The 13,282-nt window shown below is 54.9% G+C and carries 14 protein-coding genes; 10 read left to right on the top strand and 4 right to left on the bottom strand.

What is annotated here, in order from left to right; genetic code table 11:
* Window positions 1-35: 35 nt before the first annotated feature.
* A complete protein-coding gene (locus tag KP814_RS07285) occupies window positions 36-308 on the bottom strand; it encodes a YiaA/YiaB family inner membrane protein (protein ID WP_216736130.1) in 273 nt (90 codons plus the stop codon).
* Window positions 309-543: 235 nt separating this feature from the next.
* Here KP814_RS07285 and KP814_RS07280 point away from each other — a divergent pair, with 235 nt between their 5' ends.
* Window positions 544-1,581: an efflux RND transporter periplasmic adaptor subunit gene (locus tag KP814_RS07280; protein WP_216736129.1), complete on the top strand. Its 1,038-nt coding sequence runs from the start codon at window positions 544-546 to the stop codon at window positions 1,579-1,581.
* A 24-nt stretch (window positions 1,582-1,605) separates the two neighbouring features.
* Complete coding sequence (locus KP814_RS07275) at window positions 1,606-4,722, top strand: efflux RND transporter permease subunit (RefSeq protein WP_216736128.1); 3,117 nt, start codon at window positions 1,606-1,608, stop codon at window positions 4,720-4,722.
* On the opposite strand, the gene KP814_RS07270 is transcribed toward KP814_RS07275, so the two are convergent.
* On the bottom strand, window positions 4,700-5,797 hold the full coding sequence (locus KP814_RS07270; RefSeq protein WP_216736127.1) for an EAL domain-containing protein: 1,098 nt from the start codon (window positions 5,795-5,797) through the stop codon (window positions 4,700-4,702). The two genes, KP814_RS07275 and KP814_RS07270, sit on opposite strands and share 23 nt — an antisense overlap.
* Before the next feature lie 186 nt (window positions 5,798-5,983).
* Complete coding sequence (locus tag KP814_RS07265; RefSeq protein ID WP_216736126.1) at window positions 5,984-6,562, bottom strand: class I SAM-dependent methyltransferase; 579 nt, start codon at window positions 6,560-6,562, stop codon at window positions 5,984-5,986.
* Between the two features lie 150 nt (window positions 6,563-6,712).
* Here KP814_RS07265 and KP814_RS07260 point away from each other — a divergent pair, with 150 nt between their 5' ends.
* A complete protein-coding gene (locus KP814_RS07260; RefSeq protein WP_216736125.1) occupies window positions 6,713-7,546 on the top strand; it encodes an AraC family transcriptional regulator in 834 nt (277 codons plus the stop codon).
* 20 nt (window positions 7,547-7,566) lie between these two features.
* Here the strand turns inward: KP814_RS07260 and KP814_RS07255 are convergent, their stop codons facing one another.
* A complete protein-coding gene (locus KP814_RS07255) occupies window positions 7,567-7,857 on the bottom strand; it encodes a DUF6471 domain-containing protein (protein WP_253938221.1) in 291 nt (96 codons plus the stop codon).
* A gap of 148 nt (window positions 7,858-8,005) precedes the next feature.
* Between KP814_RS07255 and KP814_RS07250 the strand changes: the two genes are divergently transcribed.
* The 7 genes from KP814_RS07250 to KP814_RS07220 all read left to right on the top strand — a co-directional run bounded on the left by KP814_RS07250 (window position 8,006) and on the right by KP814_RS07220 (window position 13,083).
* Window positions 8,006-8,410 carry a YjfI family protein gene (locus KP814_RS07250; protein WP_011400283.1) on the top strand — a complete coding sequence of 135 codons (405 nt, stop codon included), beginning with the start codon at window positions 8,006-8,008 and terminating at the stop codon, window positions 8,408-8,410.
* Window positions 8,407-9,090, top strand: a complete 684-nt coding sequence (locus KP814_RS07245) for a PspA/IM30 family protein (protein WP_216736123.1) — start codon at window positions 8,407-8,409, stop codon at window positions 9,088-9,090. The genes KP814_RS07250 and KP814_RS07245 overlap by 4 nt, the downstream gene beginning before the upstream one ends.
* 17 nt (window positions 9,091-9,107) lie before the next feature.
* Window positions 9,108-10,154 (top strand): potassium channel family protein, encoded by a 1,047-nt coding sequence (locus KP814_RS07240; RefSeq protein ID WP_216736122.1) that lies wholly within the window; start codon window positions 9,108-9,110, stop codon window positions 10,152-10,154.
* Window positions 10,147-10,791, top strand: a complete 645-nt coding sequence (locus tag KP814_RS07235) for a YjfK family protein (RefSeq protein WP_216736121.1) — start codon at window positions 10,147-10,149, stop codon at window positions 10,789-10,791. Before KP814_RS07240 ends, KP814_RS07235 begins: the two co-directional genes overlap by 8 nt.
* Before the next feature lie 67 nt (window positions 10,792-10,858).
* A complete protein-coding gene (locus KP814_RS07230) occupies window positions 10,859-11,275 on the top strand; it encodes a DUF350 domain-containing protein (protein WP_216736120.1) in 417 nt (138 codons plus the stop codon).
* 11 nt (window positions 11,276-11,286) lie between these two features.
* Window positions 11,287-11,916 (top strand): DUF1190 family protein, encoded by a 630-nt coding sequence (locus tag KP814_RS07225; RefSeq protein ID WP_127974019.1) that lies wholly within the window; start codon window positions 11,287-11,289, stop codon window positions 11,914-11,916.
* A gap of 3 nt (window positions 11,917-11,919) precedes the next feature.
* Complete coding sequence (locus tag KP814_RS07220; RefSeq protein WP_216736119.1) at window positions 11,920-13,083, top strand: glutathionylspermidine synthase family protein; 1,164 nt, start codon at window positions 11,920-11,922, stop codon at window positions 13,081-13,083.
* Window positions 13,084-13,282: the final 199 nt, after the last annotated feature.

The raw sequence follows: 13,282 nt of genomic DNA, 5'->3' as shown, positions 1-13,282 counted from the left end.
CCCTGGCGGACGGGTTGCGGTCTGCTTGCATCCGGTTACTCGGCGTAATCCCGCAGCATTTGGTTGGTTCTGGCTTCATTGATCTTGTGGATAAGGCGATGGGATTCATGTTCATCGCGCATGGTTTTAGACAGCGTGATAGTCGAGCTGATGAGAAACAGCGTACTGATGCTGAAATAACCTTTGATAAGCAAATCCACCGGCATGAAAAAGATGCCGGCGGCCACCGCAGCCAGCGCAATGACGAAAGAAGACTTCACGTAAAACAACCAACCTTTGGAGTTACTCTGTATTTGTTCAACTGTCATGAGTTGTCTCTCTGTGTTCCGATGTCCCGCTCACTCTGCTGTCGCCCCCGCTATTTTTGAATCTATATCTGAATGGGTGCTGAATGGCCGCCTCCAAGTATCGCGATTCGATACCTTCGTTAAAAAAACAACACTCCTGATTCAGATATCACTCCTTCATCCATTCAAATGTTGACACTGAATATTTTGCAAACCTAAAATGTTTACACATAAAACATAAACAAGGATCACCTCCATGCGCCCCCTTTACCATGCCGTGACCTTCTCTCTGGCGACGCTGATCTATGGCGTTGCGCCTGTGGCCGCCGCAGACGAGCCTGTTGTGCATACGGAAACCGTTCGTCTGGAAACCTATACCCTCCCCATAGAAACCAGCGGCGTCCTCGCCAATCAATCGGAACAAACGCTGTCCTTTAAAACGCCAGGGATCGTGGCGAGAATCACCGTGAAAGAGGGTCAGAGAGTGCGCGCCGGGGAGCTAATCGCCATCCTCGACAGAGAGGAAATCGCCGCGGAAGTGGCGCAGGCGGAGGCTTACCGTGACGACGCCCGCCGCAATCTGGAGCGATTCAATAAGCTTTACGGCAGCAAGGTCGCCCCGCTGGAGCAGGTGCAATCCGCCGAAACCGCCTTACGGGTGGCGAGCGCCCGTCTCAAAGTCGCCCAATTCAATTTCAAGCATTCTGAAATCCTCGCCCCCAGCGATGGCGTCGTGCTGCGTCGCCTGATTGAGCCCAACGAACTGGTGAGCGCGCAGCGCCCCGCATTCGTTTTCGCCCAGGAAAATGCGGGGTGGGTTATTCGTGTTGGCGTCAGCGACAAAGAAATCGTCCGTCTAAGAGAGGGAGATAACGCGGAAGTGCGCTTAGACGCTTACCCGGGTCAGGCCCTGACTGGGGACGTTTACGAAACCGCAGCGAAAGCCAGTCCTGGCAGCGGCGTTTTCGAAGTGGAAGTGCGTCTGCATCCCCATGAGGCGCGCCTGTTATCAGGTATGGTCGCGCGCGTGACTCTATCGCCCAAAGCGGAGGAGCAATTGGTGATGATACCGCTCAGCGCCATCATCAGCGCCGGCGGTAAAAATGCGGAGGTTTTCGTACTGGACGCCAATAATCGCGCTCACCGCCGCCGTATCGTATTGCGTGACTTTTCCGCGTCCCAGGTCGCTGTGGCTCATGGTCTGAAGGCGGGAGAAACGCTGGTGACTCGCGGCGCCACCGGTCTGGTGGAAGGCATGCTGGCGACGCCTGTCGCGCTGGCTTCCAATCCCTGACTTATCTAACCGGAGTATCCCGCCATGCGCCTGCCGGAATTAGCGATTCGCAATCACGCCTTCGCCTGGGTCGCCGTATTACTTTTGCTCGGCCTCGGCCTGGTTTCCTTTCTCACCATGCCGCGCTCGGAAGATCCACAATTCGACTTCCCCACCACTCTCACCACCGTTCTGTATCCTGGCGCGACGCCCGTGGACATGGAGCGCTTGGTGGTCGATCCCATTGAAGACGCCATCAACGAACTGGAGGATCTGAAGTCGGTTTACACGGAGATCGAAGACGGTCTGGTGCTGGTGCGCACGGAGTTTCTGTACGGCAGCGACCCGGAAGATAAGTTTGAGGATGTCGTCGGCGCCATCCAAAGCATTCGCAGCGAGCTGCCCCCGGATCTTGCTCGCCTGAACACGGAGAAACTGTCTCCGGCGGATGTCAATATTCTGCAGATCGCTCTGGTTTCCAGCTCCGCATCCACCAAAGAGTTCAAATACTACGCGGAGCGTTTGGAAACTCGCCTGGAGAGAGTCCCGGGGGTCAAACGCGTTGATGTAAAAGGGCTGGCGAATCTGGAAGTGCAGGTGAAAGCGGACTGGGTATTGCTGCGACGTCATGGCGTGTCACTGGACGAACTGGCGGAAGTGGTGCGCAGAGCGGCGCAAAATCTGCCCGGGGGATACGTCAACGGCGACGACCGCCGTTTCAACGTTCGCACCAGCGGCGATTATAAAGACATTGCAACACTCGCCCGCACCGTCGTCCGCACGCGCGACGGTCATGCGGTCTATATCGGCGACTTGGCGGATATCCGCCTGCAAGACGGCACGCCAACCTACAGCGCTCGCTATCAAGGCGAGCCCGCCGTCTTCATCACCGTGGTTCAACGCAAAGGCAGCAATATCTTCGATGTCATGGCGGGAGTGAAAACCACGCTCAACGCCTTCTCGGCAGAGCTGCCGGAGACCTTCCAGACGCATCTCGCCCATGATCAGAGCGAGAGCGTCAACGAGCGGGTCGACGGCTTCTTCGAAAACCTTTGGCAGGGCCTGTTGTTGGTCGCCGTCGTAGTACTGACGTCTCTGGGCGCGCGCGCCGCTTTCGTTATCGTACTGGCGATCCCTTTTTCCATCCTCATCGGATTGGGATGGCTGGACCTGACCGGCTTTGGATTACAGCAAATGTCCATAGTCGGGTTGGTGATCGCTCTCGGCTTGCTGGTGGACAACGCCATCGTTGTCACGGAAAACGTCGAACGCTACCTGCGTCAGGGCGACAGTCGGGAAAACGCCGCCATTAAAGGGACTTCACAAGTCGGCTGGGCGGTGGTCAGCGGCACCGTCACCACCGTGCTGGCGTTCCTGCCAATCCTGTTACTGCAGAGCGGTTCCGGCACCTTTATTCGTTCAATGCCGGTCACTGTCATCCTGACCCTGGCCGCCTCGCTGCTGATCGCCCTGACCATCACGCCGCTTCTGGCCAGTCGCTTTCTCAAAAGCGGCGTAACGTCCTCCGCGCCGGGGTGGTTATTGCGTTCACTGACAAACTTCGCAGACGGCCCCTACGCTCGCGGTCTGGCATGGAGTCTGCGCCGGCCATGGCTGGTGCTGCTGGTTTCCGTGCTGTTTCTGGCGGGAGCCATGTCTCTGTTCGGTCATGTGGGAGTGAGTCTGTTTCCAAAAGCGGAGAAATCCATGATTCTGGTGAACGTAGAAACGCCAGAGGGCTCCACTTTTGAATCCACCCGCAAAGCGGCGCAGGAAGTGGAGCAAAACCTGATGGCGCAGCCCGGAGTCACCGCGGTCGCGACGAATATCGGCAAGAGCAACCCGCGGGTTTACTACAACACCATGGACAGCAAACAGCAGCCCAATTACGCGCAACTGCTGGTGCAGCTGGCGCCACGTCCTTACCAGGAGATAGAACAATGGGTGAGCGAGCAGCGAGAAAACTACAAGACATTCGCTGACGCCCAGGTGCGCTTTAAGGAGTTTCATCAAGGTCCGCCCGTGCAGGCGCCCATCACCATCCGCGTCACCGGAGACAATGTAGAGCGTCTGCGGCAGGCGGCTCAGGATGTCAGCGATATCATCGCCAACACGGACGGGGCCATTAACGTAGACGCCCCTATCAGTCGCCATAAGGTGGATCTTCGCGTCAACATCAACCGTGACAAAGCGGCGTTTCATCATGTCAGTCTGGACGCCATCGACCGCACCGTGCGTGGCGGTCTGGTGGGGCTGAATGTTGGTTCGTTACGGGATGACGAAGGGGAAGACTACTCGATTATCGTCACCGCCCGAGAGCGCGCAGAGCCGGAGCTGGACCAGTTTCAGCGCATGATGGTCGCCAATGCGGAAGGCGTGCTGACGCCACTTACTCAGGTCGCAGATGTTGAGCTGGAGACCGCCGTTCCCAAGTTTCAGCACTATAACCTGGAGCGTATGGCGATGGTGACCGCAGACGTCAAATCTGGGTATCAGACCGAGGCCGTCACCAACGCGATTGTAGACAAACTGGACGCCTACTCCTGGCCACAAGGCGTGCACTATACCGTGGGCGGCGAGCAGGAAAACCGCAAGGAGTCATTCGGCGGCATGGCGAAGGCTTTGCTGGTGGCGATCATCGGCATCTTCGCCGTACTGGTGATGCAGTTCCGCTCTTTCTCGCAGCCGTTGATCATTTTCGCCGCCCTGCCCTTCGCCATTATCGGGGCGATTCTGGGCCTCTACTTAACGGGCAATACCTTCTCGTTCACCGCCTTCGTAGGACTCACCTCACTGGTAGGCATAGTCGTCAATAATTCTATTATTCTGGTGGATTACGCCAACCAGATTCGCGCGGAAGGCGCGGATGTCAGCGAGGCGATGACGCAATCCGCCCGAACCCGCTTGATTCCAATCTTATTAACGTCGCTAACCACGATTGGAGGATTGCTTCCCCTGACTCTCACCGGATCATCAATGTGGGCGCCCATGGGCTGGACAATTATTGGCGGCCTCGCCACTTCAACATTGCTGACGTTATTTGTGGTGCCGGTTCTGTATCGCCTGTTTGAAGGTTCCGGTAGACAGGTCAAAACCACGAACGATACGCAGGACAATCAACGAGAAGGCGAAGCAGTGACTACTTATTCAGCCACTCAGTGATGGGCATGGGGTAACCGAAGGCGAAGCCCTGGATAAGATCGAAATTCATGCGCTGGCATACCACGGCCTCTTCTTTGGAGCCGACGCCTTCCGCCAGCGCCTTCACTCCCATCTTGTGCACCATGGACACCAACAGCTCCAACAGCTCCTGACGCTGCGGTGATTTGTGAATATTGCGAATCAGCGCGATATCAAACTTCACGACATCCGGCGGGGCTTCCGCCAATTCCACCAGACGCGCCTGGCCGGCGCCAAAATCGTCATAGGCCAAGCCAATTCCCATCGTGCGTATTTCTTTGGCAAGGGCCTGAATCACCATAAAATTAGTCACCGCCTGCTCATGAATCTCTAGCACCAGCTCCACATTGGGATGGGTCTTGCGCACGTGCTCCAACGTGGCCAGCAAACGCGGGCCATCCAACAACTCTTGCGGATGCGTATTCACAAACAACGGCAACTTCAGTTTATGTTCGGCGGCGTCTTTAATGCCGATCACACGGAACAACTCGCTGAGTTCCACCGCCATATCAACACTCTCGGCAATGTTGAACAACGGCCCCGGACTGGGTAGCAGATTCGGGTGCGCGCCTCTTCCCAGCAGCTCGTAGGCGACCGCTTTGCCTTTAATGTTGACGATGGGTTGAAACACAGCGTTCACCAAGGTTTGAGCGATCAATTCCTTCAAGTCTCTGGCGCCCAAGGGGATGCGCTGCGATAGATCGCCTTGCATCACCATGGTGGAATAGGTCGACTCCGTGGGCGTGGGCGGACGATCTTCTTCATCCACCACACGCGCCTCGATGTGGGCGAAATGGATAACGTCCCCACTACAAACCGGGGTAACTTGATTGATGCGACAGTGATTGACGAAAGTACCGTTGGTGGAGGACAAATCGCGGACGAACAGCTGCCCTTCCTCTTGATGGAACTCTGCGTGCTGCCGGGATACGTCAGTGGCGTCTATGGTGAAACTGACGTTGTCACTGCGACCGACAACAAACGGAAACTCCCTGACCGGTAGACGCTTTAATTGATTACCCTGGCCTGAATAACATTCCAGATACCAACGTGTCACCGGTGTTTACCTCACAAACAACAGGCTTCCGAGCGGATTCACGTACACGCCCTCCCCGGGCGAAATGCTTGAACGCGATTATCATAATTGTGGCCCATAATCCCTATTAGTAAAGGAGATAATGGTGAAACAGTGTAAACCGCCCGACAGCCGCCATTATCGCCAAAAGCCCGGCCTGAAAGGCGTTCAGCCCCGTCCCCTGCGACATTGGTAGAGGTAACAAAGCACGTCTCCACGCTGAGTGGGGACAGTTCGAAAGTCCGTAAATCCCGCCTGCTTCAGGGCGTTTTGCAGCGCTTCCTCACTCAGAGCGGAGCGGTCCGTCACGTCTGCATCCTCTGCAAGGATCAACTGCCCACCTGGACGAATGACACGCGCAGCCTCCGCCAGCCCCGCCGGTATATCGCGCCAATGATGCAATGTATTCACCGCCCAGGCGATATCTATGGAGGCGTTCGCCAACGGGAGGGATTCCGCCGCGCCCGCCAGATACTCAATCGATGCGGAGTGATCCTTATGTTCTTTGGCGAATTGCAGCATCAACGGAGTGGGTTCCACGCCCACCAGACGCCCCTGCGTCACCACCGCGGAGGCCAACCGCAAAGCCTGTCCGCCACCGCACCCAATATCCAACGCGCAGCTGTCCGGCTTTAGGTCCGCCGCCTCCACCACAAACTCGTTGCTTGGCCACTCACTGTAGTTTTCACAATACCAACGCGTGACCGCCTCATCCCATTCAGGTTGATGATGATTGCTCTCCGACATATTCGCTTATCCCTTGGTTGAACACACGAATGATGTTAAACCCAGCAAGCGCCTCTACGCAGAGCGTAATATGGGAATAAATCGGCTGATATTTAGATTTGTTGCTGGATGAACTACGCTGGAAAAACATAAATCGGCTATATTCGTCCCATGCACGCAACACAACCTATCGCCGTCGAGCACGGCGTTATGAGCTTTAACGAACACAGTGAAGAGGCGTCCCACGCCGAACACGTGTTATCCCTGATTCTGGATGGCAGCGCGCGCATCAGGCACGGCGATGACATCACGCTGGGCGCGGGAGTCGTCACCCTGGTTCCTGCCGGCATGCCTCACCGCTTACTGTCCGCGAACAACCTGGAAGCCTGGTGGCTGGGTTTCTGCGCCGGTTGCCTGGATATCGATGAAACCCACCCCTTAATGTCCCCTTTCAAACGGGTCCGCTCGGGCATGCCTCCGATGATCACCGTAGAACCCGCGCGGCGGGAACGTTTGTTGTCACTGTTTGCAGATCTGCGCGAGGAGTGTCAGCGCAACACGCCTGAAACCAGCATTGTCACGCGCTGCCTGTTGCTCCTTATCTTATCGGAAGTTAATCGCGCCATGCGGACAGATGCGCCAAGCGCGGCGCCACTTACGGACAGCCTGACAACGCGGGCGCTGGAGTATATTCAAAGCCACTGTCTGGAGAAGATATCGCTGCAGGATGTCGCCACTGCAGTGCATCGCACGCCGGCTCATGTCGCCGCGGCGGTCAAGAAGTCTACGGGCTTTTCTGTCGGAGAGTGGATTACCCGCAACAAATTGCAGGCGGCCAGCCTGAAGCTGGCGCACACGGGGGAATCAGTGGAGAAAATCGCCGTCAGCGTGGGTTGGGGCGACGTCACCCATTTCATAAGACAGTTTAAAAAGCACTATGGCTCCACACCCGCCGCCTGGCGCAAGCAGGTCAGAGCCAATCATCGTACGGAGGAGGCCGTTTAGTGGAGCCAAGGCCGTGGAGTTCATTCCAGATCAGAGTGGTTCACGCCAAGGTCATGCAGGATGTCCATTAATTCTTCTCGCGCCAGTTTCCTCACATTCAGCACCAGAATGATCTGCAGAAATAAATCTGCGCCGAGAATCCCTTTATTTATCTTGTTGCGGAGATTATCCGCACTCTGCTGTGTGCCGATTCGGGCCAGTCTGTCGCTAAGGTCGCTATACTTAACGCCACGTTTGGCCATTTCGAATTTAATGATGCGCGAAGCCAGTTCTCTCCAGGAGTTCATTGACGGTTTGGTTTCGTTTGCCATGGCGTCCACTTCTTCTTTATGTAAAAAATAATTTACGTTTATGAGTTAAAATTTACTATAGAGCAAAAAAATGTTTGTGCAAATAAAATTCTTGGTGTACATTTTTCTACAAGCCTTCAATCGGGGTAAAAATTAATAGGAGAACAAAATGAGCTGGGATCTCTTAAAGCTGGAAAGCCTTTTGAGTCAACGCGATGACTACGCAGTCACCAGAGAAGCGACCTGCCTGTGCATTACTAATAGTGACGGCATCGACGCCTATCTCGCGATCAGCGGCGAACAAATTATTGTCGAGTCTCTGCTGTTTGCAAAAGGCCAAGTTAAAGATTGCGCACTTCTGAATGACGACATTCTGAAGACGCATCAAATATTCCCTCTCACCACCATTGGCATCACCAATGTGGAAGGCGAGGACTACTACATGGCTTTCGGCGCCCTGTCGGCCCAATCCAAAGAAGAAAGCATCCTGATCGAGGTTGATATGTTGTTCCAAAACGTTGAGGCGTTTTTGGACGCGTACCAGAACCATCTTGTTAACGGAGTTGAATTATGAGCGTTTGGAAAAAATTAGTGACCGCCATCAAAGGCGGAGCCAACGAAGCGGCGGAAGCGGTTGTGGACAGTCAAGCGCTGCGCATTCTGGACCAGGAAATCCGTGAAGCCAAAGAAGAGTTGCGTAAGTCCGATCACGCACTGACCCAGATCATGGCGAAAAGAAAGCTGGCCGACCAGAAAGTGGCGAGCCTGAAAGCGTCTATCGCTGAATACGAAAGCCATGCCCGTAAAGCAGCGGACAGCGACCGCAACCTGGCGCTGGAATGCGCGCAGAAAGTGGTTGAGCTACGCGACCAAATGGACGCTGAGCAGAAATACGTGGATCAGTTCAATCAGTCTGAACAGACGTTGCGTCGCAATATTTCACAAGCCAAGTCCAACCTGCGTCGCATGGAGCAGCAAATCGACATGGTTAAAGCAACTGAGTCCGTACAAAAAGCGCAAGTCGCTGTGTCTTCCCGTCACATGGGCGCCAACAGCAAAATGAAGACGGCTGCGGAATCGCTGCAACGCATTCAAAGCCGCCAGAACCAACGTTCGGCCGAGCTGGATGCAGCGGAAGAGCTGGCTTCAGAAGAAAGCGGCGACTCTCTGGACGCAAAACTGAAGGCGGCTGGCATTAACGGCTCCAACGCTAACGCAGACGACGAACTGGCGCGTATACTCGGAGGAAACTGAGTTTAAGAGTTCGTCCGATGCTAATAATAAATAAGATTAAGAGAATCTTTATCCGACACTTTATGGAGCTGCGATGGCAAGGAGTCGCCATCGCATTGCTTTCCTACGTGGGACTAAGTTATTTCTTTCTTTATTTGTCCGGCGAGACGGATTTACTGTCTCTGCCGGATTTTGCTTATTGGCTCGTCGTCACCGCATCCACCGTCGGATATGGAGACTTCTCTCCACAAACCTCCGGCGGCAAGGTCGCCGTCTCCATATTCATCATTCCATTCGGTCTGAGTTTATTTGCGTTATTCGTAGGCAGAGTCGCTGTATTCGCCTCCTACCACTGGAAAAAGGGAGTGAAAGGTTTGAAACAACTTGATTGCGACAATCATATTCTCGTCATCGGCTGGAACGAAAGACGCACGCTTCACTTGATCCGGCTCCTGTTGCGCGAACAATTAGGCAGTGAGGAGACCCGTCCGGTAGTGCTCTGCGCCAAAGCGGATATTGAAAATCCAATGCCAGAGGAAATCGGCTTCGTCAGAGTTGAAAGCTATAACAACGACGAGCAAATGAGCATGGCCTGCCTGGAGCGCGCGTCCACCATCATCATCGACGCCCCGGAAGACGACGTCACCATGACCGCCGCCCTCTATTGCTCCAGTCGCAACAAAGACGCTCACATGATCGCCTATTTCAACGACGACAATCTGAGCCGCCTGTTGAAAGTTCATTGCCCCAACATAGAATGCACGCCGTCAGTGGACGTTGAGTTGCTGGCGAAGTCCGCCATGCATCCCGGCTCCAGCGCGCTGCATCAGGACCTGCTGAACGTGCAGGACGGCATGACGCAGTACTCTATAAAATATCCGGCTGAAGCCAATAGCGTCCCGCTGCGGGATTTGTTTCTGCCGCTAAAAGAACGTTATGATGCGATCCTGATTGCCGTCGGCGACGGCAAAGGGGCCGTTACTTTGAATCCACCTATGAGCCATACGGTTGCGCCGGGAACCACGATTTACTACATCGCGGACGAACGCATCGATGGACTTGATTGGGAGAAACTCTGTGTTTAGCAAGTTTTTCAAAAAAGATGAACCTAAGTCCCCTTCCGCACCGGAAATCATGGGCTTACGCCTCGGCGGCGCATTCGAACTCGACCAACTCAGACTACGACTGATAGAGCCTTCCGTGATTTTCGAAGGCGCAGCCAAAACCCAGTTAATTCAAGCGGTAGGTCAGGTGCAGTTGGACGCCAGCAGCACTCTGCTGCGCTTCTACACCGACGACGACGGCTTTATTCAGGTGGTGTTGAACGGCGGCATGACGGAAAACCATATTGAAGACGTCAAGCTCTGGTACTACTACGAAACCCGCGCCGTTGGCAGTCAGGCGGACTGGGATATGTTGATCAACTCCCAGATCAGCCAACCTGAATACAGTATTGAAGGCCATAGCTTCCAACGTGTTTGGGAAAGCGTGGGAGAAGCGTCGCCTCCCGTGGCCATGACGGAAAAGACCACGACCGAAGCTGGCGAAGTCACTGAAACAGATCAGTTCGCCATGCTGTATGAAAGATCCGTGAATGAGGACCTGGACGAGTTTCTTATGGTCTGCGGCGAAGAAAAAATCATCGATAACCGCGCCGACCGCTGTCTGGTGCTGTCTACTGGCATTAATCTGCGGCCAGCGGACATCGTTATCATCGGATAAATGCGGGCTCCCGCATTTATCCTCCTCAACCCACAATACCTCATAATTATTAAAGAAGGAGCTGTCCATGGACGCTATCGCACATTCGCTGTTAGGCCTAACGAATTTTGCGATTTACTTTTCTTCCTCATTAGTCCTGCTGTTGGTGTTCAAATTCCTGTATACCCTGATTACGCCTCACGACGAGTGGAAGCTGGTCAAAGAAGATAAAAGCGTCGCCGCCGCGACAGGCCTTATCGGCGCTGTGATTGGTTTTTCCGTCGCACTCGCCGGAGCCGCCTCCAACTCCGTATCCCTGTTGGATTTCTGGGTCTGGGCGGCCGTGGCGTTGATTGCCCAGGTCGTCGCTTTCGCCATCATCCGCTTTATCTTCATGCCTAAAATCGTGCAGCGCATCACCGACGGCGAAGTGTCCGCAGGCGTCGTACTGGGCGGATTTTCCGTGGCGGTCGGCATCCTGAACGCGGCTTGCATGACCTACTAAGGAGCAGTGGAATGAAGCGTACGAAAGAAATTAATCTGGACAGGATGAAGAAGAACGGCCAGAGCTTTCTGCTGCGGCCCATCACTGTCGCTGTCGCCGGCGTCACGCTCACCGCCTGCTCGGATACTCGCGAAGCTCAGGTTTATAAAGACATGAGCGAGTGCATTAATGAAAACCCAAGCTATGCCTCAGAATGTGAGGCGGCGTACCAGCAAGCGCTGAAGCGGGCGAATGAGACCGCGCCCAAATATATGTCCATGCGGGACTGTGAAGCGGAGTTCGGCGCCAACGCCTGCACCAGCTACCAGGGCAGCTCAGGTCAGAGCTGGTTCATGCCCGCCATGGCTGGTTTCATGTTCGCCAAGATTCTGGACTCGAACCGCCGTTATGATTACCAGCCGGTGTTCACCTCTTATTATCGCGGCTCGCCGTTTTACGGCAGCTGGGTGACTTCCGACGGCTATCGCTATGGCAGCACCTACAACCGCAAAGTCACGGTGGACAACAAAGCGTTTCAACCCAAGCCAGCGGTGACGCGGACCATTTCCCGCGGCGGCTTCGGCTCGACAGTGAACGCCAAGTCTTCCTGGAGCAGCTCTTCCAAGTCCAGCTCCAGTTCAAGAAGCAGCTGGGGCGGTTAAGCTATGCTGCGCATTCCGATCCAGGAGCGGGCCCATTGGCGTGATCTCGCCCATGAATACGGCTTCCAGTTTCACACCATGCATGGCGAGGCCTATTGGGACGAGAGCGCTTACTATCAGTTCTCTCTGGAGCAGATAGAAACCGGGCTCGAGGATCCCACGGCGGACATCCACCAGATGTGTCTGGAAGTGGTCGACCGTGTGGTGGAGGACGAGCGCCTGTTGCGGAAGTTCAGTATCCCTGAAATGTTCTGGGAAGCCGTGCGCGCTTCCTGGCGCGACCAACAGCCCAGCCTGTATTCGCGCCTGGACTTCGCCTACGACGGCCGCACCCCCGCCAAGCTGTATGAAAACAACGCCGATACGCCCACCAGCCTGTATGAGTCCGGCTTCTGGCAATGGTTGTGGCTGGAGGAGAGTGTGCGTAATGGACGCTTACCCCGCGCTTGCGACCAGTTCAATTCTCTGCAGGAAAAGTTGGTGCGCAGGCTCGCGGAAATCTATGCGCAAACCGACGGGCCGGATTTCTACTTCAGTTGCTGCAAAGACACTGAAGAAGATCGCGGGACGATTCAGTACCTGCAGGACTGCGCCGCGGAAGCCGGCATTCCCAACCGCTTTATCTATATTGACGATATCGGACAGGGCGAGAACGGAGAATTCACCGACCTGGATGACCGGGTGATTGAGCTGATGTTCAAGCTGTATCCCTGGGAGTTCATGCAGCGGGAGGAATTCGCGCCGCTGATTCTGCAGAATCCAACGCGCTGGATTGAGCCCTTGTGGAAGTCTGTGCTGTCCAATAAAGCGCTACTGCCAATGTTGTGGAAAATGTTCCCCAATCACCCTAATTTGCTACCGGCTTATTTCGAAGATGAAGTCGAGCATGCGCCAGGGGTGGATTTGGTGAAAAAACCGATATTCTCCCGCGAAGGCGCCAATGTGGCTCTGTATCGCGACGGCGAAGTACTCTTCGATACGGACGGCCCTTATGGCGAGGAAGGCTTTATCTTTCAGGCCTACCATCCTCTCCCCAAGTTCGGTGAAAACTACACGCTGATCGGCTCCTGGCTGGTGAACGATCAACCGGCGGGGATCTCAGTCAGAGAGGATAAGGCTCTGGTGACGCAAGACCTTTCCCGCTATCTGCCCCATGTGATTCTGTGAGGCGTTACTCACAGAATCACATGGGGATAGGATGATTATTACCTGACCGTCCATTGATTACGCTACAGAACTTCAGCCGTTCTCCCTCTTCCATAGTTTGTTGCGCTAGGATTTAAGCGTTCAGACTTGCCCTCCGACACTGTCTCCGCAATTCCACCGGAGAAAAATATGCGGATTCCCGCCCACCGCCGACTAGTGA

Origin of the sequence: Hahella sp. HN01 (genome assembly GCF_018986435.1) — a bacterium.
GTDB lineage: Bacteria > Pseudomonadota > Gammaproteobacteria > Pseudomonadales > Oleiphilaceae > Hahella.
The sequence above is the reverse complement of the archived record's forward strand: the minus strand, read 5'-3'. Positions and strand labels throughout refer to the sequence as shown.